This window comes from Janthinobacterium sp. NFX145 (assembly GCF_049810325.1).
Lineage (GTDB): Bacteria > Pseudomonadota > Gammaproteobacteria > Burkholderiales > Burkholderiaceae_D > Janthinobacterium > Janthinobacterium rivuli.
Map to the genome: position 1 here is coordinate 560,399 of NZ_CP187360.1, position 20,508 is coordinate 580,906.

The window sequence follows — 20,508 nt, forward strand, 5'->3', positions numbered from 1 at the left end:
TGATGCGCTGTTATTCCGGCGCACGGATATGCTCGATCAGTCCCGTGCTGCGGCGTCCCGGCGCCGGCGTCAGCCAGCTGACGAGGATGGCGGCAGCCAGGCCGGCCGGCACGCCGAAGATGCCGGCGGAAATAGGTGCGATATGCATCCATTGACCGCTGGCATTACCGCCCAGCATGGTACTTGTGTGCAGCATGTAATACAGGCACACGCCAAAGCCCGTCAGCATGCCGGCCAGCGCGCCCTGGTAGTTGGCGCGTTGCCAGAACACGCCCAGTACCAGCGGCGGGAACAGGGTCGAGGCGGCCAGGGAAAAGGCCACGCCCACCAGCGATAAAATGTCCGCCGGCTTTTGCGAGGCCGCATAGGCGGCGATGAAGGCCACGGCCAGCAGCAGCAATTTTGAAATCGTCACGCGCTTTTGCGTCGAGGCGGTCGGGTCGACCACCTTGTAATACACGTCGTGCGACAGGGCGTTGGAGATGGCCAGCAGCAAGCCGTCCGCCGTCGACAGGGCGGCGGCCAGGCCGCCAGCCGCCACCAGGCCGGAGATCACGTAGGGCAGGCCGGCGATCTCGGGCGTGGCCAGCACCAGCACGTCGGCATCGATGGAAATTTCCGCCAGTTGCACGATGCCGTCGCGGTTGACGTCGACGATGCTGATCAGGGGACTGAGCTTGTCCACATTGGCCCAATACGACACCCAGGTGGGCAGGTTCGCATATTGCGTGCCCACCAGCGCCGAGTAAATGTCGTATTTGACCAGCACAGCCAGCGCGGGAATCGTGAGGTAGATCAACAAGATGAAGAACAGGGTCCAGAAGACGGAGACGCGCGTCTCGTGCACGGAGGGCGTGGTGTACGATCGCATGAGGATATGCGGCAGGGCGGCCGTGCCCAGCATCATGCAGAATACGAGGGCCAGGAAATTGTTGCGCTTGATGTCGGACTGCTCCCGGTCGGCGGCGGGAAACGGTTGCGCATGCGGAATGATCGGTTCGGCGCGTTTCTGGTTCTGCGCCTGCGCCGCCTGCCACAGCACGCGTGCCTCGTCCGGACTCTTCGGATAGGCAATCAGATAGCGTTCCGCGTTGCGGATGTCGAACAGTGAGGCATTGCGCTGGCGCAAACTATCGAGCTGGCGCTGGGCCGTCAGATGGCCTTGTTCCCAGGAAGCGGGCAAGCCGGCTATGCGCGCCTGGTAGCTGATGGCGCGCTGGTGGAAGATGGCGCGTACCTCGTTTTCTTTCGGATCCGTTTCCAGCACGTGTTCGCGCGCGCTCAGTTGCGGCAACACCTTGCCGTAGGCGATCTGCGGCACGGGATTGTCCGCATGCTTGACCGACAGCCACATGGCGGGAATCAGGAAGGCGACGAGGATGATGATGTACTGCGCCACCTGCGTCCAGGTGATGGCGCGCATGCCGCCCAGAAAGGAGCACACGAGGATGCTGGCCAGGCCCAGGAAGATGCCGACGGAAAAATCCACGCCCGTGAAGCGCGAGGCGATCAGGCCGACGGCGTAGATCTGCGCCACCACATAGGTAAACGACACGATGATGGTGGCGGCCACGGCCACCACGCGCACGCTGGCGCCCCGTTTGTCGGTGCCGCTGCCATAGCGGGCGGCGAGGAAATCGGGAATCGTATACTGGCTGAACTTGCGCAGGTAGGGGGCGATCAATAGCGCCACGAGGCAATAGCCGCCCGTCCAGCCCATGATGAAGGCCAGGCCGTCGAAACCGTTCAGGTACAGGCCGCCGGCCAGGCTGATGAAGCTGGCCGCCGAAATCCAGTCGGCGGCCGTGGCCATGCCGTTGAACATGGCCGGCACCCGGCGCCCCGCCACATAGTATTCGGTGACGTTCGAGGTGCGGCTGATGACGCCGATGGTGGCGTACAGGGTGATGGTGACGAGCATGAACAGGTAGCCGATCCACGCGCGCGGCATGCCTTCCTGTTCCAGCACGGACAAAGCCAGCAGGAAGGCGGCGAAGCCGGCCGTAAACAGCAGGTAGTAGCGGCACAGGCGCGCAAAGAAAGTGGGTTGGCCGCTCATGCTTGCTCCTCGGCATGAAAAGCCCGGTCCAGGCGCCGCATGCGCCAGGCATAGAAGGCGATGATGGCCAGGTAGACCAGCGAGGCGCCCTGGGCCGCCATATAAAAGGGCAGCGGCCAGCCGAACAGATTCAGATGCAACAGTTCGCGCGCATAAAACACGGTCAGGAAGCCCGTCAGCAGCCAGACCAGCAACAGGATGGCCGTCAGGCGCCGCGTCTTGCGCCAGTGCACATCGCGGCGCACCTGCAGTTCGGGGCTGGTCGTGCGCGCCGGCCGCGCCGGGGGAGCGCCTGGGCTTGGCTTATCCATACGTGATGTCATCCTCTTCTGGCGCCTCCGGCAACAGCAGGGCGATGCTCAGGCGCAGCAGGGTGCCCGGCAGTTTCGGCGACTGCGCGCGCGGATTGTTAAAAATATCGACTTCGGCGCCATGCTGCTGGGCAATTTCGCGCACGATGGCCAGGCCCAGGCCGCTACCGTCGACATTGCTGCCGAGAATGCGGTAAAAGCGTTCGAACACGTGGGCCCGCTCGGCCGGCGCAATGCCGGGGCCCGTATCTTCCACTTCCAGGATGGCCAGTTCCAGGGTGCTGCGCACGCGCACCGTGACGCTGCCGCCCGACGGCGTGTAGCGCAGGGCATTGTCGATCAGGTTGCTCAGCAGCTCGCGCAGCATCATGGCATTGCCGGAAATCATGATCGAATACGCGGGCTGCTCGAAGCCCAGGTCGATATGCTGGGCAAACGACGCTTGCACCCAGTCCTGCACCACGCCGCGCGCCAGTTCGCTCAGCTCGATCGGCTCGAACGCCGTGCCCGCCTGCGGCTGGTTTTCCGCGCGCGCCAGGGCCAGCAGCTGGTTGACCAGGCGCGTGGCCGCTTCCGAGCTTTTCGCCAGTTGCAGCAGCGAGCGGTGGATTTCGTCGTGGTCGGTCTGGCGCAGGGCCAGTTCCGATTGCATGCGCATGCCGGCCAGCGGCGTCTTCATCTGGTGCGCGGCATCGGCGATGAAGCGTTTCTGCATGTCGATCGACAGCGACAGCCGCGCCAGCATTTCGTTGAGGGAACCGACCAGCGGCGTGATTTCCTCGGGCACCTGGCCCGATTCGATGGGCGATAAATCGTCGGGCGGCCGGGCGCGTATGCGCTCCTGCAATTGCGCCAGCGGCGACAGGCCGCGCGCCAGGGCAAACCAGACCAGGGCCAGGATCACGGGCAGGATGATGAACTGCGGCAAAATCACGCCCTTGATGATTTCATTGGCCAGCTGGGCGCGCTTTTCCAAGGTTTCCGCCACTTGCACCAGTGCGCGGCTGGGCTCGTCGTCGTTGCTGGAAGGAATGTCGAGATAGCTGAATGCCACGCGCACGGGTGTGCCATGGATGGTGTCGTTGCGAAACAGCACCATGCCGCTGCGGTATTTGTCGGGGTCCTGCGGCGGCGGCAAATCGCGGTCGCCATCGAGGTATTCGCCGCGCGGCCCCACCACCAGGTAATACAGGGTGTCGATATCGTCGCCGCGCAGGAAGTCGCGGCCGCTACTGTTCTTTTCCGGCACGCGGCGCAGCATGGCGCCGTCGGCCTGCTTGACCTGCTGTGTGAGCACGGTCACGCTGTCTTCCAGCGCATGGTCGAACGGCTGATTGGCGATGCCCTTGGCCACCAGATAGGTGATGGCGATGCTCATCGGCCACAGCAGCAGCAAGGGCGCCAGCATCCAGTCGAGGATTTCGCCGAACAGCGAATGCTCGATGGTGTCGTCCTGTTCCGTGGTGGGCGGCTCGAACCAGTCGTCGTCTTCCGGCTCGTCCGCTGGCGCCTCGCGCGCCTTCACTTGCTGGCGGGTCCGCTGGCCGGGCTTGCCGCCTCGCCCGCTTCGGCGTTCAGGCGCGCCGCTTCCGAGTATTTTTCCAGACAATAGCCGAGGCCGCGCACGGTGGCGATGCGCACGCCGCCCACCTCGATTTTCTTGCGCAGGCGGTGCACATACACTTCGATGGCGTTGTTCGACACTTCTTCGCCCCATTCGCACAGGTGGTCGACTAGCTGCTCTTTCGAGACGAGGCGGCCGGTGCGGCCCAGCAAGATTTCCAGCAAGCCCAGTTCGCGCGCCGACAGGTCGAGCATCTGGTCGTTGATGTAGGCGCTGCGCCCCACCTGGTCGTAGCTGAGGGGGCCGTGCTTGATGATGGTGGCGCCGCCGCCGGCGCCGCGGCGCGTCAGGGCGCGCACTCTTGCCTCCAGCTCCGACAGGGCGAACGGCTTGGCCATATAATCATCGGCACCGAGGTCGAGGCCATTCACGCGTTGCTCGATGGAATCGGCGGCCGTCAGGATCAGCACGGGCAACAGCGAGGCGCGAGCGCGCAGGCGGCGCAGCACTTCCAGGCCGGACATCTTGGGCAGGCCCAGGTCGAGGATCAGCAGGTCGAATTCCTGGGTGGACAGGGCCGTATCGGCCTCTTGCCCCGTCTTGACGTAGTCGATCGCATAACCGGACTGGCGCAGCGAGCGGGTCAGGCCATCGGCCAGCACGCTGTCATCTTCGGCAAGTAAAATACGCATGGTGCACTTCCTATGCTTGCGGCGGTAGAAGTTTGTATTGTGTTTCATTTTCCGCAAGGTGGCGAGTTTTTGTGAGAAACCATGCTTGTATTGATCTGTTTCAAAACAAATCCACGTTCCGCTTGCATTGATCACTGTTTTTTTATACAGTACTGTCTGTGTAAAGAATTTAACCCACTGGCGCTATCGCAGGCTGCACGGTTCACGTAGATGCGTCACGTGAATCCGCAACTGTAGAACGGCTGAAAGAACATATGGACGATAAAAAAGCTGTAGTACCCGCATCGGAAAAAGCCAAGGCGCTCGCCGCCGCACTGGCGCAGATCGAGAAGCAGTTTGGCAAAGGTTCGGTCATGCGCATGGATGCCAGCGCACCGATCGAAGAAGTGCAAGTCGTGTCGACCGGTTCGCTCGGCCTCGATATCGCGCTGGGCGTGGGCGGCTTGCCGCGCGGCCGCGTGGTGGAGATCTACGGTCCGGAATCGTCGGGTAAAACCACCCTGACCCTGCAAACCATCGCTGAAATGCAAAAACTGGGCGGCACTTGCGCCTTTATCGATGCCGAGCACGCGCTCGACGTCGGTTACGCGCAAAAGCTGGGCGTGAACCTGCATGAGTTGCTGATCTCGCAACCGGACACGGGCGAACAGGCGCTGGAAATCTGCGACGCCCTCGTGCGTTCGGGCAGCGTCGACCTCGTCGTCATCGACTCCGTGGCCGCACTGACGCCACGCGCCGAGATCGAAGGCGACATGGGCGATTCCCTGCCAGGCCTGCAAGCGCGTCTGATGTCGCAAGCCCTGCGCAAGCTGACCGGTTCCATCAACCGCACGAATACCCTGGTCATCTTCATCAACCAGATCCGCATGAAGATCGGCGTGATGTTCGGTAGCCCGGAAACGACCACCGGCGGTAACGCCCTGAAATTCTATGCCTCCGTGCGCCTCGATATCCGCCGCACCGGCTCGATCAAGTCCGGCGATGAAGTAATCGGTAACGAAACCAAGGTCAAGGTCGTCAAGAACAAGATCGCGCCACCGTTCAAGGAAGCGCACTTCGACATCCTGTACGGCGCCGGCACCTCGCGCGAAGGCGAAATCCTGGACCTGGGTTCGGATGCCAAGATCGTGGAAAAATCCGGTTCGTGGTACAGCTACAACGGCGAACGCATCGGCCAGGGCAAGGACAACGCCCGCGCCTTCCTGCAAGAGCGTCCGGCGCTGGCCCGCGAAATCGAAAACAAGGTCCGCGCGTCGCTGGGCGTGCGCGAACTGCCGCCGCTGGCTGCTGAAAAGCCGGAAAAAGCCGATAAAGCCGCCGACAAGGCTGCCAAGGCTGCGGAAGCCAAGCCAGAGTAGGCCGGATGAGCGCGGCAAAGCCGCGCGTAATCCGACAACACCACAGACGCCAACAATGTTGTCGGATGACGGCCCAATGGGCCTGATCCGAGCTACGCATGGCTTGCTGCAAGGTAGGACCATGATCGCCGTCCCGCGCTGTTGCGCCGGGCGGCGATTGTGTTTGGGTGATGTGATCGTGGAATGAAAGACAAGGTGGGTGTATGGCCGCAGTACAACTGAGCCTGAAGGGCAGGGCGCTACGCTTTTTGTCGATGCGTGAGCACAGCCGCATGGAATTGCGGCGCAAGCTGCAGCGCCATGCGCAAGAGGGCGATGACGTGGAAGCCTTGCTCGACAGCCTGGAGCAAGCGAACTGGCTGTCGCAGGAGCGCTTTTCCGAGTCGCTGATCCACCGCCGCTCGGCCCGTTTCGGCAACAGCCGCATCATGGCGGAGTTGCAAAGCCATGGCATCGGTGGCGAGGCGCTGCAGGAACTCAAGGCGGGCCTGGCCGAAGGCGAGACCGCGCGCGCGTGCGAAGTGTGGCGCCGCAAATTTGGTGAAGTGGCGCAGGATGCCGAGCAGCGCAACAAGCAGATGCGTTTTTTGATGCAGCGCGGCTTTTCGCAGCGCGCCGTGCAGGTGGCCCTGAAGGGGCTGGACCCGGACGAGGAATAAGGCTGGCCATGGCGGTCCCGCCGTGCCGCCATGAACTGCGCTCGCAAACGCCGTCTGTTTCCCATATGGCGACGCCGCGCGATCGGGTATGCTGGCGCTCGAACGCTGTGCGATGCGCGCGGCACCACTGATCGTGACAGGATGCAAGATGAGCAACTGGAATGCCGGCTATATGGCCGAAATCGCTTATACCTATGGCTATTACGAAGAATTGAATCCCTTGCGCTTTCGGCTGCCCCTGCTAGCCGCCGGCCTTGCCTTGCCGGCCAGCGGCACGGCTTGCGAGCTGGGCTTTGGCCAGGGCATCAGCGCCAACATCCATGCGGCGGCGTCCGCCACGCGCTGGCATGGCAATGATTTCAATCCTTCCCAGGCCGCCTTTGCGCAGGAGCTGGCCAGCGCGGCCGGCGCCGGCGCGCAGTTCACGGACGAATCGTTCGCGCAGTTTTGCCGCCGCGACGACTTGCCCGATTTCGACTTCATCTGCCTGCACGGGATCTGGAGCTGGGTCTCGGCGGACAATCGCGCGCTGATCGTCGACTTCCTGCGGCGCAAGCTGAAAGTCGGCGGTGTCGTCTTCATCAGTTACAACACGCAGCCAGGCTGGGCCGCCATGATGCCGATGCGCGACCTGATGGCCGAACATAGCCGCGTCATGAGTGCCCCGGGCCAGGGCGTGCTGGACAGAGTCGCTGGCGCCATCGATTTCGTCGACAGGATGATTGCCGCGCAACCGCGCTTCCTGGAGGCCAACCCGCTCCTGGCGGACCGCATCGACAAGCTCAAGGCGATGGATGGACATTATCTTGCCCATGAGTATTTCAATGCCGACTGGCAGCCGATGGCCTTTTCCAGCGTCGCGGCCATGCTGGGCGAAGCCAAGCTCGAGTTTGCCGCGTCCGCCACCTATACCGCTCTGGTCGACATGCTGAACCTGACGGCCGAGCACCAGCAATTCCTGGCCGAGATACCCGATCCCACCTTCCGCGAGACGACGCGCGCCTTCCTCGTCAACGAGCAGTTCCGCAAGGATTACTGGGTCAAGGGCGCGCGCAGGCTGACGCCGCTCGCCCAGGCCAGCGCCTTGCGGGCCGTGCGCGTGATGCTGGCCGTGCCGCGCGACGAAGTGGTGTTGAGCGTGCATGGCGTGCTGGGCGACGCCGATATGGATGAGCGCGTGTATGCGCCCGTGCTCGATGCCATGGCCGACCATCGCGTCTATACGATAGGCGAGCTGGAGCAGCAACTGGCGGGCAGCGAAGCCAAGCTGGCCGCCTTGCTGCAGATCATGCTGGTGCTGGTCAGCAAGGGCAGCGTGCTGGCTGTCCAGGACGAGGCCGACATCGCCGTGGCGCGGCCGCAGACGGCGCGCCTGAATGCGCACTTGCTGGAACAGGCGCTGGCAAGAACCGATTTGAACATCCTCGCCAGTCCCCTGACGGGCAGCGGCGTGGCTGTACCGCATTTACAACAGCTCTTCCTGTGGGCGAAACTGCAAGGTTGTTCAACGCCGCAAGAATGGGTGCGCGCGACGTGGCCGGTGTTGCTGCGCCTGAACCAGTTGGTGACGAAGGACGGGCAGCCCTTGTTGACGGAAGAGGAAAACCTGGCCGAACTGCTGGCGCACGCACAGCATTTCGCTGCGCGTAACTTGCCCATTTTGCGCATACTGGGCGTGACAGACTGAGGCGCGGCGCGGGCCAGCTTGCCAGTGCCTGCCGACCTGCTTCCGAGTTATTTAAATTGTGAATGTTTGTCATTCATTTTGCGATTTTCATTGATAATTTGCGGCGGGCGGCCAGACCAATAAATAATTATGTTGCGGCGCAACTAGCGCCCTGTGTGCTACACTTTTAGGGTTTTTGCGGCGCCGCAGGTGCGGTTGCTGTTCGTAGAAGCTGCGAACGGCGTGCTTTATGCACATGGCTGCTTACTAATTATGGCCGCGCAAGCGGCATCGGTCTTATGCCCCTGTCAACTCCCGTATCCCGGCGCGCCCTACGGCACTCCCGCGTTATCGACGTCCAAGCGTATGTGCGCGACGACGGCCTGTGGGATATTGACGCCCGTATCACCGATATCAAAAGCTATGACGCGACCCTGGCCTCGGGCCCCCGTCCCGCCGGCGCCCCTCTGCATGACCTCCACTTGCGCATTACCGTCGATCGCGAACTGACTATTGTCGAGGCCGAAGCTGCCTCCGATGCCGTGCCCTATCCCGGTTTTTGCGATACCATCGGCCCCGCTTACCGGGCCTTGATCGGTCTGAATTTATTGAAGAATTTCCGCCGCGACTTGAAACAGCGCCTGGCGGGAATCGCTGGCTGTACCCATTTGACCGAACTGGCGCAAGTCTTGCCGACTGCGACGGTTCAGGCATTTGCCGGCGATGTCTGGTCGACCCGCGACGGTGCGAATGCTGACTTATCGCATGAAAAGCCGTTTCAACTCGACAAATGCCACGCCCTGCGCACCGATGGTGGGGCGGTGGCACAGTATTACCCGCGCTGGGTAGCCAAGCCGTGACCCCGGCGCTTTCCTGTTTTTTTTGCACCACTAACCGTATTTTTACACATCAGTATCAGAAGGGAAGCCAGCATGAAAATCCATGAGTATCAAGCCAAAGAAATCCTCCGGCAGCACGGAGTGACGGTACCACGCGGTATCCCGTGCATGTCCGTCGAAGAGGCAGTCAAGGCTGCGGAAACCCTGGGCGGCCCGGTGTGGGTCGTCAAGGCACAGATCCACGCAGGTGGCCGCGGCAAGGGCGGCGGCGTGAAAGTGGCAAAATCGATCGAGCAAGTCAAGGAATACGCTGACCAGATCATGGGCATGCAGCTGATCACGCATCAGACCAGCGCCGAAGGCCAGAAAGTCAACCGCCTGCTGGTGGAAGAAGGCGCCGACATCAAACAAGAACTGTACGTGTCGCTGGTCACCGACCGCGTTACCCAGAAAATCGTCCTGATGGCGTCGTCCGAAGGCGGCATGGACATCGAAGAAGTGGCCGAGAGCCACCCTGAGAAGATCCACCACGTCACCATCGATCCAGGCACCGGCCTGACCGATGCCCAGGCAGACGACATCGCCGCCAAAATCGGCGTGCCTGCCGGCTCCATCGCCGACGCCCGCGTCAACCTGCAAGGCCTGTACAAAGCGTACTGGGAAACCGATTGCTCGCTGGCCGAGATCAACCCGCTGATCGTTACCGGCAGCGGCAAAGTCATCGCTCTGGACGCCAAGTTCAACTTTGACCCGAACGCCCTGTTCCGTCATCCGGAAATCGTCGCCCTGCGCGATCTGGACGAAGAAGATCCAGCTGAAATCGAAGCGTCGAAATTCGACCTGGCCTACATTTCGCTCGACGGCAACATCGGTTGCCTGGTGAACGGCGCCGGCCTGGCCATGGCCACCATGGACACGATTAAACTGTTCGGCGGCGAGCCAGCCAACTTCCTGGACGTCGGCGGCGGCGCCACGGCGGAAAAAGTCACCGAAGCGTTCAAGATCATGCTGAAAAACCCAGGCCTGAAAGCCATCCTGGTGAACATTTTCGGCGGCATCATGCGTTGCGACGTGATCGCTGAAGGCGTCATCGCCGCAGTGAAAGCCGTCTCGCTGAACGTGCCACTGGTCGTGCGCATGAAGGGCACCAACGAAGACCTGGGCAAAAAGATGCTGGCCGATTCCGGTCTGCCTATCATCGCAGCCGACACCATGGAAGATGCAGCCAAGAGCGTCGTTGCCGCTGCTGCCGGTCAAGCTTAATTAAGGAATCAACATGTCCATTCTGATCAATAAAGATACCAAAGTCGTTACCCAAGGGATCACCGGCAAGACCGGCCAGTTCCACACCCGCGGTTGCCGCGACTACGCGAACGGCAAAGCTGCCTTCGTGGCAGGCGTGAACCCGAAGAAAGCCGGCGAAGATTTCGAAGGCATTCCAATTTTCGCTAACGTGACCGAAGCGAAAAAAGAAACCGGCGCCAACGTGTCCGTGATCTACGTACCGCCAGCAGGCGCGGCAGCGGCGATCTGGGAAGCTGTCGAAGCTGAAATGGATCTGGCCATTTGCATCACCGAAGGCATTCCTGTGCGTGACATGATGGCTCTGAAAGACCGCATGGCCAAAGCCAACAGCAAAACCTTGCTGCTGGGCCCTAACTGCCCAGGCCTGATCACGCCAGACGAAATCAAGATCGGCATCATGCCAGGTCACATCCACAAGAAGGGCCGTATCGGCGTGGTGTCGCGTTCGGGCACCCTGACCTATGAAGCAGTGGGTCAGCTGACCGCACTGGGCCTGGGCCAATCGTCGGCAGTCGGCATCGGCGGCGACCCGATCAACGGTCTGAAGCACATCGACATCATGAAGATGTTCAATGACGATCCAGATACCGACGCGGTCATCATGATCGGCGAAATCGGTGGTCCAGACGAAGCCAACGCGGCTTATTGGATCAAAGACAACATGAAAAAACCGGTCGTTGGCTTCATCGCTGGCGTGACCGCTCCTCCAGGCAAGCGCATGGGCCACGCCGGCGCGCTGATCTCGGGCGGTGCCGATACGGCACAAGCCAAGCTGGAAATCATGGAAGCTTGCGGCATCACCGTGACCAAAAACCCGTCGGAAATGGCGCGTCTGCTGAAAGCCATGCTGTAATTTCAGCCTGGTTACCGCAGTACAAAAAAGGAGCTTCGGCTCCTTTTTTTTGTCCGCAAGACAGGCCGATTCCCGGCCTGGGCGGACGATGCTGGTCCGAACCTGCCCAAATGTGTCGCTTTTCTTTCCATGCGTGCCGCCGCTGCCCGGGCGCGCCGCTGGCATGGCGCTTGCAACGTACCTGGCGTGAGCAATGCACCATGGGAGGATACGATGCGCGCGCAAAGCGGATTTACCCTGATAGAACTGATGATCGTGGTGGCCATCGCCGGCATCCTGGCGGCCGTGGCCATTCCCCAGTACGGCGACTACACGATGCGGGCCAAGGTCAGCAATGTGCTGGCGGCCGCTGCCCCCTTGAAAACGGCCGTGGCCCTGTGCGTGCAGGAAAACGGCGGCGAGGCGGCCGCCTGCAGCACGCCCACCCAGGCCGTGCCCAGCGCCATTCCCGTGTTCAGTGCCACGCGCGAAGTGGCCAGCGCCACGGTGAATAAGGGCGATATCGTGCTGACCCTGGCGGCCGACCTGGGCACCGGTATCGGTGGACAAACCGTGACGATGACCATGAAGCCGGGCACGAGCAGTCTGACCTGGTTCAATAGCACCACCGTGACGAATCCGGCGGCGAAGGAAGCGATTACCAAAAACAACATTCCTGACGTGACGCCGACGCTCTAGGTGACGCTTGTCAGCCCGGTATCAGACGATTTTTTGCCGGTCCGCGATCAGCGCTTCATAGGTGAGGTTTTGCAGCAGGGTGTAGTGGGTCGGTTCCAGGTCGATGAATTGCACGCCATACGTATAGATTTCCGCCACCTCGGCGGCATGGCCGTTCGACGGCTTGCCCACGCTGACGTTCTGGATGCGGGCGCGCGTATTGACGCGCATCTGGTGCTTGTTCGGCTGCACCAGCAGAGTAAAGCTTAGCGCCACGCCCTCATCGTCCGGTGTGAGCATGCCGGGCGCCTCGATCAGCGCGCCCGAGACGCTGAGGTTGACGATGAACACGGGCACGGCCGCCACGTCGCGGTAGCTCAGCTGCGCCGGAATGTCCACTTTGACGCGCATGGCCGTGCGCAGGCTGGTGCCCTGGATGGCGTCCGGAAAGCTCAGGTGCACATAGTTGAGCGGGCGGCCAAAGATGCGCAGCACGCTGCAGGAAAACGAACACACGGTGACGCCGGAAAACACGCGGATGGTCAGCTTGTCGCCCTCGTTGAGCACGATGGAAGCGCCGTTTTCCATGGGAATCTTGACGATCAGGTACTCATCTTTCACATAGCCGATCAGGGTCGAGAAATGCTGGATGGGTTTGATGGTGCGGTGCGTGATGAACTGGATGCGGCCACCCACCTGCAGATTCATGGCCTCGAAGTCGAAGTCCTGGAGCTTGGTTTCCACGGCGGGCTGCTTGCTTGTCATGCGATGCTCATCTGGATATGGACGACTCGCAGTATGCATGATTTCTTGATGAAAAAGCATTTATATCAATGAAATTCATATTGGCATCGAAAAATGCCAGGTGCACGCGCCGCCGCGCGGTGCAGGCTTTACAATTGCTTCAATATTGACGAATGTAAATCCTATGCCGCGCAGCTACTTCTGGACCATGTTGTTCCTCATCCTGCATCAAATCGACGCTGCCTACTGGAAAGAGTGGGAGATGTTCCATCTGCCGGGCGGCGTGCAGGGTTTTCTCGTGTTTAACCTGGCGGCGATTGCCGTGGTGCTGGTGGGCTATAAGCACGTGTTGCTGTCCACCGCGCGGGCACCTTTTTATGCGAGCTGCTGCGCGGCCCTGGGCGTGGCCACCTTCCTGATCCATACCGGCTTTGCGCTGGCAGGACAGGAGCAATTTCACTTGCCGCTGTCCAAGGCCATCATCGCGCTGTGCCTGTCCGGCGGCGCCTGGCTAGTGTACGATTTGCGCCGCTTCCAGGAGCAGCTGGCGCACCAGGCAAAATAACTACAGCTCGGCATGCCAATCACCCGACTTGCCGCCATGCTTTTCCAGCACGCGCACATTCGTCATGACCATGCCCCGATCGACGGCCTTGCACATGTCATAAATTGTCAGCAAGCCGATCTGCACGGAAGTGAGCGCTTCCATTTCCACGCCTGTCTTGCCCGTCGTGTCGACCTGGGCGCGGCAGTCCACGCTGTTGGCCGCTTCATCCACTTCAAAATCGACGGTGACGCGCGTGAGGGCCAGCGGGTGGCACAGGGGAATCAGGTCGCTGGTGCGCTTGGCGCCCATGATGGCGGCAATGCGGGCGATGCCCAGCACGTCGCCTTTTTTTGCATTGCCCGAAATGATCAATGCCAGGGTGGCGGGCTGCATGCGGATGGTGCCGGCGGCCACGGCGCTGCGGCGCGTGTCTTCCTTGCTGCCCACGTCGACCATATGGGCCTGGCCCGTGGCGTCGAAATGGGTCAATTCCCCGGCGGGGGCTTGCTTGTCTGCTGTTGTCATGGCATCAAAAATAGGTGAGGAGTGGGGCGCGGCACGCGTGGGAATGGGTGCCGCTAACAAGGTATGATAGCACCCGTGAATTCAAAAACTCCCCTCCAGACCGTACTTGAAAACGCCGCCGCCGCATGGCTGCGCCAGCCATGGCGTGCATCCCTGCTGGCCGCGCTGTGCTGCGCTGCCCCTTCTGCGCTGGCGCAAACCTATACCTCCGCGCCTGCGGCGCCGGCCGCCAGCGTGGCGGCCAAGCCTGCAAGCAGCTGGACGCCGCTGGCCGTGCCGCCGGCGCCAAACCTGCCGAACCTGGGCGACACCTCGCGCGAAGACCTGTCGCCGGCGATGGAGCGCAAGATCGGCGAGGAAATCATGCGCGGCATCCGCGGCGACCGCGACTACCTTGACGACGCGCCCTTGCTCGAATATCTGAATACCTTCGGCAACGCGCTTGTGGCGGCGCGTCCCAGCGTGCGCGGCGAAACGAATTACGATTATTTCTTCTTTGCCGTGCGCGATCCCCAGTTGAACGCGTTTGCCTTGCCTGGCGGCTTCATCGGCGTGCACTCGGCCCTGGTGCTGGCGGCGCAAACGGAGGCGGAACTGGCGTCCGTGTTGTCGCACGAGATCGGCCACGTGGCGCAGCGCCATATCGCGCGCATGCTGGGCCAGCAGCGCCAGGATGCCCTGATGCCGCTGGCGGCCATGCTGCTGGCGGCGCTCGCTTCGCGCGCCGGCGGCGACGTGGCCATGGGCGTGTTTGCCGCCGGCCAGGGCCTGGCCATCCAGCGCCAGCTCAATTTCGGCCGCGACGCCGAACGCGAGGCGGACCGCATCGGTTTCCAGATCATGGGCGAAGCCGGGTTCGACACCACCGGCATGGTGGCCTTCTTCGGCCGCATGCAGGCGGCCAGCCGCTCGTACAGCGACCTGATGCCCGCCTACCTGCAGACCCACCCGCTGACGACGGAACGCATCGCCGACATCCAGGCGCGCATCCGCGAGCAGCCGTACAAGCAGCGTGCGGACAGCCTGAGTTTCCACCTGGCCCGGGCCCGCGCCCGCGTGCTGCAGGATGAAAGCGTGCAAGGTTTGTTGAATGCCAAGGCCCTCTTCAATACGCAGCTGGAACAGCAAAGCCGCTTCCAGGTGACGGCCGCCCATTACGGCTTGTCCTTTGTCGCCGTCAAGCAGGGCAAGCCGGCGGAGGCGCAAAAGGAACTCGATGCGGCCAATGCGGCACTGCACCAGCCGGCCGCGCCAAATGTGCTGACGTCGGGCGGCACGTACGGTCCCAATTCCCTGCTGGCGGCGATGGCGCTGGAAGTGCTGTTGATGCCGGCGCAAAAGAAGGAAGTGGCGCAACAGGCCCTGAAGGCGGCCGACGCTGCGCGCCAGCAGTTCCCCCTCTCGCGCGGCATTGCCCACCAGTATGCGGAAGCGTTGATGGCTGCCGGCAAGCTGGAGCAATCGACCTTGTATCTGCGCGAGCAGGTGCAGCTGTACAAGGAAGAGCCGGAACTGTACGACTTGCTGGCGAAAGCTTATGCGGACCAGGGCAAGATGACCTTGCAGCACATGGCGCTGGCCGAATCGTACGTCTTGCAGGGCGCCACCATGGCCGCGCTGGACCAGCTGACGATCGCCCGCAAATCAACGGACGCGACCTTTTACGACCAGGCCGTGATCGATGCGCGCGAGCGCGAATTGCAGGAAAAGCGCCGCGAACAGATCAAGGACCAGAAGGGCTAGTCCTGATCGGCTTGCGGCACCGGCTGGAAGTCGAAGGTTTGCGGCACGGCATCGTAGCGCAGCGGCTGCACGGCAATGTGCTTGCCCGCGTGCAATAGGGTCAAGCTGCCCTGGTGCAATTCCAGCCAGTCCAGCAAGTCGTCGTTGCTGGCCACTTGGCCATCGACATGTAGCGCATCGAGCACCTGCGACAGGTCGCGGTCATCCACCTGCGCCACGATATCGCCATGGCGCAAGATCAGCATGCCGTCGTCGCACCAATACACTTGCTCGATCTGTTCCAGCGGCGCGCCCGTCTGCAAGACAAAACCGTGCTGCGGGTCGCTGCGGGCGATATACGGCGTCGCTTCCAGATTCACATACACGCGCTGCGGGCCGTTCTGAAAAAACCAGCAACCGCGTTCGTCCTGGGCGTAATTGCGATTGATGAAATTCAACAGGGCCGCGTGGGCGATCTTGTCGCCGGGCAGTTGTTGCTGTTGCGCCTGCTGGTCGCGCATGCGCCAGTGGCCGCGCGCGTCCAGGCCCAGCCAGCCGTAGCAGTGCGGTACGTTCGGCCATTTGGCCAGGGCTTGCTTAACGAGATCATCCATGTGTAGCGTTTTCCGTGTGAGTGGGCGCACCGCCAGCGTGCCAGCTTTGCGACACAGACGGCGCCATGTTGCCGTTTTCAAAAAAGGAGAGCAGCCGTTGCGGCAGCCAGCGTGTGCTTCCCGGCAACTTGCCGGCGGCAAAGCCGACGTGGCCTCCGTGGCGCGGATACTCGAGCGTAACCGTCGGCGCGGCGCTGCGCGGCAGGAAGCGTCCGGGCAGGAAAGGATCGTTTTGCGCATTCAGTACCAGGGTCGGCACGGTGATATCGTGCAAGACGTGCTTGGCGCTGGCGCGGTGCCAGTAATCGTCGGCGTCGCGGTAGCCGTGCAGGGGGGCCGTGACGACATTGTCGAAGGCGTGCAAGTCACGCGCGGCCAGCATGGCGTCGCGCGCGAACAGGCCGGGGAACTGTTCCAGCTTGGCCAGGCATTTCGGTTTCAAGGTGTTCAGGAACATGCGCGTGTAGAGCCGGTTGGCGCCCGAAGACAGGGCCTTGCCCCCTTGCGCCAGGTCCAGCGGGGCCGATACGGCCGCGGCCGCATCGATGAAATCGGCCTGGTGCTGCGACTGGCCCAGCCAGCACAGCAGGGCGTTGCCGCCCAGCGAGACGCCGGCCGCGTAAAATTTACCGGTGGCACGCGGGCGCAGCGTGCGCACGACCCAGTCCACCTCCTGTGCATCGCCTGAATGGTAGAAACGCGGGGCCAGGTTGGCTTCGCCCGAGCAGCCGCGAAAATGCGGCACGGCGCCCGACCAGCCGCGCGCGGCCACCTCGGCCATCAGGGCGCGCGCGTAATGGCTGTTCGACGAGCCTTCCAGGCCGTGGAACAGCACCACGAAGGGCTGGCCCGGCTGGCCATCGACCAGGTCGACGTCGACGAAGTCGCCATCGGGCGCTTGCCAGCGTTCGCGGCGGAAGACCACGGCCGGCTTGGCGAGGCACACGGCCGGATAAATCGTTTGCGCGTGGCCGCCAGGCAGCCACAGCGGGGCGGTGTAAGAAAGAGATAAAGCCATCAGTGCAGGATCTGTGTCCCCGCGGCATCGGCCGGTGCGCCGCCGGGGGCGATGGAGGCGTGATGCAGGACGATGCGCCAGCCGCGCGGCGTTTTTACGTACACGTTCGTGGCCAGCAGGTGCGCCGGACCGCCTTCCTCCTGGGTCACGCCTTCGATCACCGTGTGCACCGAACTCATCAGATTGTGCGTTTCATGCAGCTGCGCCGGCACGATATTCAGGCCGCCGCCGGCCAGGATGGTTTCCCACGAGGCGCGGATGGCGGCGTGGCCGATCAGGCGCGCGCCGCCCGGGTGGATGCAGACGATCTCTTCATCGTCGGCCCATAGCGCCATCAGCGCTTCGAGGTCGGCGCGGTGCAAGGCATCGTAGAACGCCGCTTCGACTTCGGCGGCGCTGCCATTGAGTTCTTTCAGACGTTTCATGACGACTCCGGCTTGATCGGTACAGCTCAGTGTGCAAATGAAAACGGCGCGCTGGGGGCGCGCCGCTGGGCAGTTTAATGGTGGCCGGCGCTGGCGCCTTCCTTCAGGGTGTAGGCCGTGCCGCAGTAAGGGCACTTGGCGATACCGTCCTTGTTGAATTCCAGGAACACACGCGGATGCGACGACCACAATGGCATGGCCGGGTTAGGGCAGTGGGCTGGCAAGTCTTTACTGTCGAGTTCGACCGCTGGCTGGGTGGTTTTTGTCATCTTGTCATGCTCCGTGAGGCTGTATGGAAGGAAGTCGGCTGCTGCCAAAAGCACGATTTTAACGGATTCAGGCAGACAGCAAAAATCATGGCTAAAATGTCGGCTCGATCATCTTCGGCTGCGGCGCGGGTTTTTGCGGAAATATGGCAGCTGCAGCGCCACACTGACTGGATTTGCCTTGCCGGTATTACCGTTGCGCCATTGCGCCCCGCGCACCATTGTTGTGCAGTTACCACACTACCTCGGCCGGAGCGCCGCGTGAACGCCGTCCCGGCCGCCAAGGACGACGCCCTGCTGAAAGACGCCTGGCGCGCCGGCCTGAACCTGGGTGCGCCCACCCTGCTGGGCATCGCCGCCTGGGGCATGGTGGTGGGCGTGGCCATGGTGAAAAGCGGGTTGACGGTTGCGCAGGCGGGGGCCATGACCCTGTTTGTCTTCGCCGGCTCGGCCCAGCTCGCATCTTTGCCCCTGCTGGCCGCGCAGGCGCCCGTGTGGGTGATCTTCGCCACGGCCCTCGTCGTCAATTTGCGTTTTGTCATCTTTTCCGTGCTGCTGGCGCCGCATTTTTCCCATCTGCCGTGGCGCCAGCGCTTTGCGCTCGGCTATGTGGCGGGCGACATCACGGTGGGCCTGTTCCTGCAGCGCTATCCCCATGAAACGCCGGACCCGGCCAAGCTGCCCTTCCTGAAAGGCTTGATTTACCCCAACTGGCTGGCCTGGCAAATCGGTTCCTTCATCGGCATCGTGCTGGGCGCCGTCGTGCCGGCCGAATGGGGGTTGGGTTTTGCGGGCACCCTGGCGATCCTGTGCGTGACGGTGCCGCTGATTCTCAGCCGCGCCGCCCTGTGCGGCGTGCTGGTGGCGGGCGCGGTGGCCGTGCTGGCCTTCAGCCTGCCGTACAAGCTGGGCTTGCTGGTCGCCGTGGTGGTGGGCATGGTCAGCGCCATGGCCGTGGAAGAATTGACCGAGAAATGGACAAAACGTCATGTTTGACGGCATCGACCTGGGCGGGAGCGACGTGTGGATCGCCATCGCCGTGCTGGTGGTGGCAACGGCCGCCACGCGCAGCACCTTTTGGCTGATCGGCCACCACGTCACCATTCCACGCCGCGTGGGCGAGATGCTGCGCTATGCGCCGGCCTGCGCGCTGGCGGCCATCATCGCGCCCGACCTGCTGATGGAGGGGCAGCAAGTGCACTTGGAATTGTCGAATTTGAAACTCTTGTCGGGGATTGCCGCCACGCTCTTTTTCGTGATCCGCCGCAATATGCTGCAAACCATCGTCTTCGGCATGCTGGTTTTCACGGGCTTGCGACTGTTGCACGTTTTTTAGTAAAGCAGGACAAATCGGGGATTTGCTCTGGTCATTGCGGTAAAATAGCGCACTTCCTTCCACTCGTCATCTGGATCGCCATGTCAGCTGTTCTCAACTTCATCCGTCTGCAAGATTTGATCGCCCAAAATGCACTGCAAGGCAAGCGCGTGTTTATCCGCGCCGACCTGAATGTCCCGCAAGATGACAGTGGCAAGATCACCGAAGATACGCGCATCCGCGCCTCGGTGCCGGCCATCCGCGCCGCCCTCGACGCTGGCGCCGCCGTCATGGTGACGTCGCACCTGGGCCGTCCGACGGAAGGCGAGTTCAAGCCTGCCGACAGCCTGGCGCCCGTGGCCGCCCGCCTGTCCGAGCTGCTGGGCCAGGAAGTTGCATTGAAACAAAATTGGGTCGATGGCGCCGGCCTGGAATCGCTGGCTGCCGGCCAGGTCGTCCTGCTGGAAAACGTGCGCGTCAACAAGGGCGAAAAGAAAAACAGCGATGAGCTGGCGCAAAAAATGGCCAAGCTGTGCGATATCTACGTCAATGACGCGTTCGGCACGGCCCACCGCGCGGAAGCCTCCACGCACGGCATCGCCAAGTTCGCCCCCGTCGCCTGCGCCGGTCCGCTGCTGGCCGCCGAACTCGATGCACTGGGGAAAGCGCTGCACGCGCCAGCCCGCCCATTGCTGGCCATCGTTGCCGGTTCGAAAGTATCGAGCAAGCTGACCATTTTGAAAGCCCTGTCCGACAAGGTCGATAACCTGATCGTCGGCGGCGGCATCGCCAACACCTTCATGAAGGCCGTCGGCTTGAACGTCGGCAAGTCGCTGGTGGAAGCGGAACTCGTCGAGGAAGCCAAGGCGATCGTCGAGATCATGGCCAAGCGCGGCGCGCAAGTGCCGATTCCCGTCGACGTCGTGTGCGCCAAGGAGTTTTCGCCCACGGCCGCCGCCACCGTCAAGGACGTGGCTGACGTGGCGGACGACGACATGATCCTCGATATCGGCCCGAAAACGGCGGCCCTGCTGGCGCAGCAGATCGCCGCGGCCGGCACCATCGTGTGGAACGGTCCGGTTGGCGTGTTCGAATTCGACCAGTTCGGCAACGGCACCAAGACTCTGGCCCTGGCCTTTGCCGAGTCGAAAGCCTTCTCGATTGCTGGCGGTGGCGACACCCTGGCGGCGATTGCCAAATACGACATTACCGATAAAATCAGCTATATCTCGACCGGCGGCGGCGCTTTCCTGGAGTTTCTGGAAGGCAAGACTTTGCCAGCCGTCGAGATCCTCATGCAGCGCGCCGCTTGAGGCGCTGCCGTTAGCCGTTCAGTACCAAGCGCAGCCTGATCGCTGCGCTTTTACCT

Annotated in this window: 22 protein-coding genes; 12 read left to right on the forward strand and 10 right to left on the reverse strand. The window is 62.4% G+C overall.

What is annotated here, in order from left to right; translation table 11 throughout:
* Nucleotides 1-10: 10 nt before the first annotated feature.
* From ACPJXG_RS02440 to ACPJXG_RS02455, 4 genes are read right to left on the reverse strand one after another with little or no spacing between them, the layout of a single operon-like run.
* Nucleotides 11-2,059, reverse strand: coding sequence for a sodium:solute symporter family protein (locus ACPJXG_RS02440; protein WP_425253303.1), 2,049 nt, complete (start codon nt 2,057-2,059; stop codon nt 11-13).
* On the reverse strand, nt 2,056-2,370 hold the full coding sequence (locus tag ACPJXG_RS02445) for a DUF4212 domain-containing protein (protein ID WP_099401745.1): 315 nt from the start codon (nt 2,368-2,370) through the stop codon (nt 2,056-2,058). The genes ACPJXG_RS02440 and ACPJXG_RS02445 overlap by 4 nt, the downstream gene beginning before the upstream one ends.
* Nucleotides 2,363-3,895, reverse strand: coding sequence for a sensor histidine kinase N-terminal domain-containing protein (locus ACPJXG_RS02450; protein WP_425253304.1), 1,533 nt, complete (start codon nt 3,893-3,895; stop codon nt 2,363-2,365). The genes ACPJXG_RS02445 and ACPJXG_RS02450 overlap by 8 nt, the downstream gene beginning before the upstream one ends.
* Nucleotides 3,892-4,626 (reverse strand): response regulator, encoded by a 735-nt coding sequence (locus ACPJXG_RS02455; RefSeq protein ID WP_099401744.1) that lies wholly within the window; start codon nt 4,624-4,626, stop codon nt 3,892-3,894. Before ACPJXG_RS02455 ends, ACPJXG_RS02450 begins: the two co-directional genes overlap by 4 nt.
* 254 nt (nt 4,627-4,880) lie before the next feature.
* On the opposite strand from ACPJXG_RS02455, the gene recA reads away from it, so the two are divergent.
* The 7 genes from recA to ACPJXG_RS02490 all read left to right on the forward strand — a co-directional run bounded on the left by recA (nt 4,881) and on the right by ACPJXG_RS02490 (nt 11,984).
* Complete coding sequence (gene recA, locus ACPJXG_RS02460) at nt 4,881-5,984, forward strand: recombinase RecA (RefSeq protein WP_034746069.1); 1,104 nt, start codon at nt 4,881-4,883, stop codon at nt 5,982-5,984.
* A gap of 203 nt (nt 5,985-6,187) precedes the next feature.
* A complete protein-coding gene (gene recX / locus ACPJXG_RS02465) occupies nt 6,188-6,643 on the forward strand; it encodes a recombination regulator RecX (RefSeq protein ID WP_035822520.1) in 456 nt (151 codons plus the stop codon).
* A 148-nt stretch (nt 6,644-6,791) separates the two neighbouring features.
* Complete coding sequence (locus ACPJXG_RS02470) at nt 6,792-8,330, forward strand: class I SAM-dependent methyltransferase (RefSeq protein ID WP_425253305.1); 1,539 nt, start codon at nt 6,792-6,794, stop codon at nt 8,328-8,330.
* Between the two features lie 278 nt (nt 8,331-8,608).
* A complete protein-coding gene (locus ACPJXG_RS02475; RefSeq protein WP_035822519.1) occupies nt 8,609-9,169 on the forward strand; it encodes a DUF2889 domain-containing protein in 561 nt (186 codons plus the stop codon).
* 72 nt (nt 9,170-9,241) lie between these two features.
* Nucleotides 9,242-10,411, forward strand: coding sequence for an ADP-forming succinate--CoA ligase subunit beta (gene sucC, locus ACPJXG_RS02480; protein ID WP_034746081.1), 1,170 nt, complete (start codon nt 9,242-9,244; stop codon nt 10,409-10,411).
* 13 nt (nt 10,412-10,424) lie between these two features.
* Nucleotides 10,425-11,306, forward strand: coding sequence for a succinate--CoA ligase subunit alpha (gene sucD, locus ACPJXG_RS02485; RefSeq protein WP_034746085.1), 882 nt, complete (start codon nt 10,425-10,427; stop codon nt 11,304-11,306).
* A gap of 213 nt (nt 11,307-11,519) precedes the next feature.
* Nucleotides 11,520-11,984, forward strand: a complete 465-nt coding sequence (locus tag ACPJXG_RS02490) for a pilin (RefSeq protein ID WP_099401742.1) — start codon at nt 11,520-11,522, stop codon at nt 11,982-11,984.
* Nucleotides 11,985-12,005: 21 nt separating this feature from the next.
* Here ACPJXG_RS02490 and ACPJXG_RS02495 read toward each other — a convergent pair whose 3' ends face one another.
* The gene (locus ACPJXG_RS02495; RefSeq protein ID WP_035822515.1) at nt 12,006-12,728 is read right to left on the reverse strand and encodes a flagellar brake protein; all 723 of its coding nucleotides are present in this window, start codon (nt 12,726-12,728) and stop codon (nt 12,006-12,008) included.
* Between the two features lie 163 nt (nt 12,729-12,891).
* Between ACPJXG_RS02495 and ACPJXG_RS02500 the strand changes: the two genes are divergently transcribed.
* Nucleotides 12,892-13,272, forward strand: coding sequence for a DUF6713 family protein (locus ACPJXG_RS02500; RefSeq protein ID WP_425253306.1), 381 nt, complete (start codon nt 12,892-12,894; stop codon nt 13,270-13,272).
* Here the strand turns inward: ACPJXG_RS02500 and moaC are convergent, their stop codons facing one another.
* Complete coding sequence (moaC, locus tag ACPJXG_RS02505; protein ID WP_425253307.1) at nt 13,273-13,779, reverse strand: cyclic pyranopterin monophosphate synthase MoaC; 507 nt, start codon at nt 13,777-13,779, stop codon at nt 13,273-13,275. It lies immediately after the preceding gene.
* Between the two features lie 153 nt (nt 13,780-13,932).
* Between moaC and ACPJXG_RS02510 the strand changes: the two genes are divergently transcribed.
* Nucleotides 13,933-15,522 (forward strand): M48 family metalloprotease, encoded by a 1,590-nt coding sequence (locus ACPJXG_RS02510; RefSeq protein WP_425254703.1) that lies wholly within the window; start codon nt 13,933-13,935, stop codon nt 15,520-15,522.
* Here the strand turns inward: ACPJXG_RS02510 and ACPJXG_RS02515 are convergent.
* The 4 genes from ACPJXG_RS02515 to ACPJXG_RS02530 form a co-directional block, all read right to left on the reverse strand.
* On the reverse strand, nt 15,519-16,115 hold the full coding sequence (locus tag ACPJXG_RS02515) for a DUF2946 family protein (RefSeq protein ID WP_425253308.1): 597 nt from the start codon (nt 16,113-16,115) through the stop codon (nt 15,519-15,521). The two genes, ACPJXG_RS02510 and ACPJXG_RS02515, sit on opposite strands and share 4 nt — an antisense overlap.
* On the reverse strand, nt 16,108-17,133 hold the full coding sequence (locus ACPJXG_RS02520) for a YheT family hydrolase (RefSeq protein ID WP_425253309.1): 1,026 nt from the start codon (nt 17,131-17,133) through the stop codon (nt 16,108-16,110). The genes ACPJXG_RS02515 and ACPJXG_RS02520 overlap by 8 nt, the downstream gene beginning before the upstream one ends.
* The gene (locus ACPJXG_RS02525) at nt 17,133-17,558 is read right to left on the reverse strand and encodes a YybH family protein (protein ID WP_425253310.1); all 426 of its coding nucleotides are present in this window, start codon (nt 17,556-17,558) and stop codon (nt 17,133-17,135) included. Before ACPJXG_RS02525 ends, ACPJXG_RS02520 begins: the two co-directional genes overlap by 1 nt.
* A 74-nt stretch (nt 17,559-17,632) precedes the next feature.
* Nucleotides 17,633-17,827 carry a zinc-finger domain-containing protein gene (locus tag ACPJXG_RS02530; protein ID WP_034780619.1) on the reverse strand — a complete coding sequence of 65 codons (195 nt, stop codon included), beginning with the start codon at nt 17,825-17,827 and terminating at the stop codon, nt 17,633-17,635.
* Between the two features lie 258 nt (nt 17,828-18,085).
* Here ACPJXG_RS02530 and ACPJXG_RS02535 point away from each other — a divergent pair, with 258 nt between their 5' ends.
* The 3 genes from ACPJXG_RS02535 (at nt 18,086) to ACPJXG_RS02545 (ending at nt 20,452) form a co-directional block, all read left to right on the forward strand.
* Nucleotides 18,086-18,820, forward strand: a complete 735-nt coding sequence (locus ACPJXG_RS02535; protein WP_035822502.1) for an AzlC family ABC transporter permease — start codon at nt 18,086-18,088, stop codon at nt 18,818-18,820.
* The gene (locus ACPJXG_RS02540) at nt 18,813-19,160 is read left to right on the forward strand and encodes an AzlD domain-containing protein (RefSeq protein WP_035822500.1); all 348 of its coding nucleotides are present in this window, start codon (nt 18,813-18,815) and stop codon (nt 19,158-19,160) included. The genes ACPJXG_RS02535 and ACPJXG_RS02540 overlap by 8 nt, the downstream gene beginning before the upstream one ends.
* An 80-nt stretch (nt 19,161-19,240) precedes the next feature.
* On the forward strand, nt 19,241-20,452 hold the full coding sequence (locus ACPJXG_RS02545) for a phosphoglycerate kinase (RefSeq protein ID WP_425253311.1): 1,212 nt from the start codon (nt 19,241-19,243) through the stop codon (nt 20,450-20,452).
* Nucleotides 20,453-20,508 lie beyond the last annotated feature (56 nt).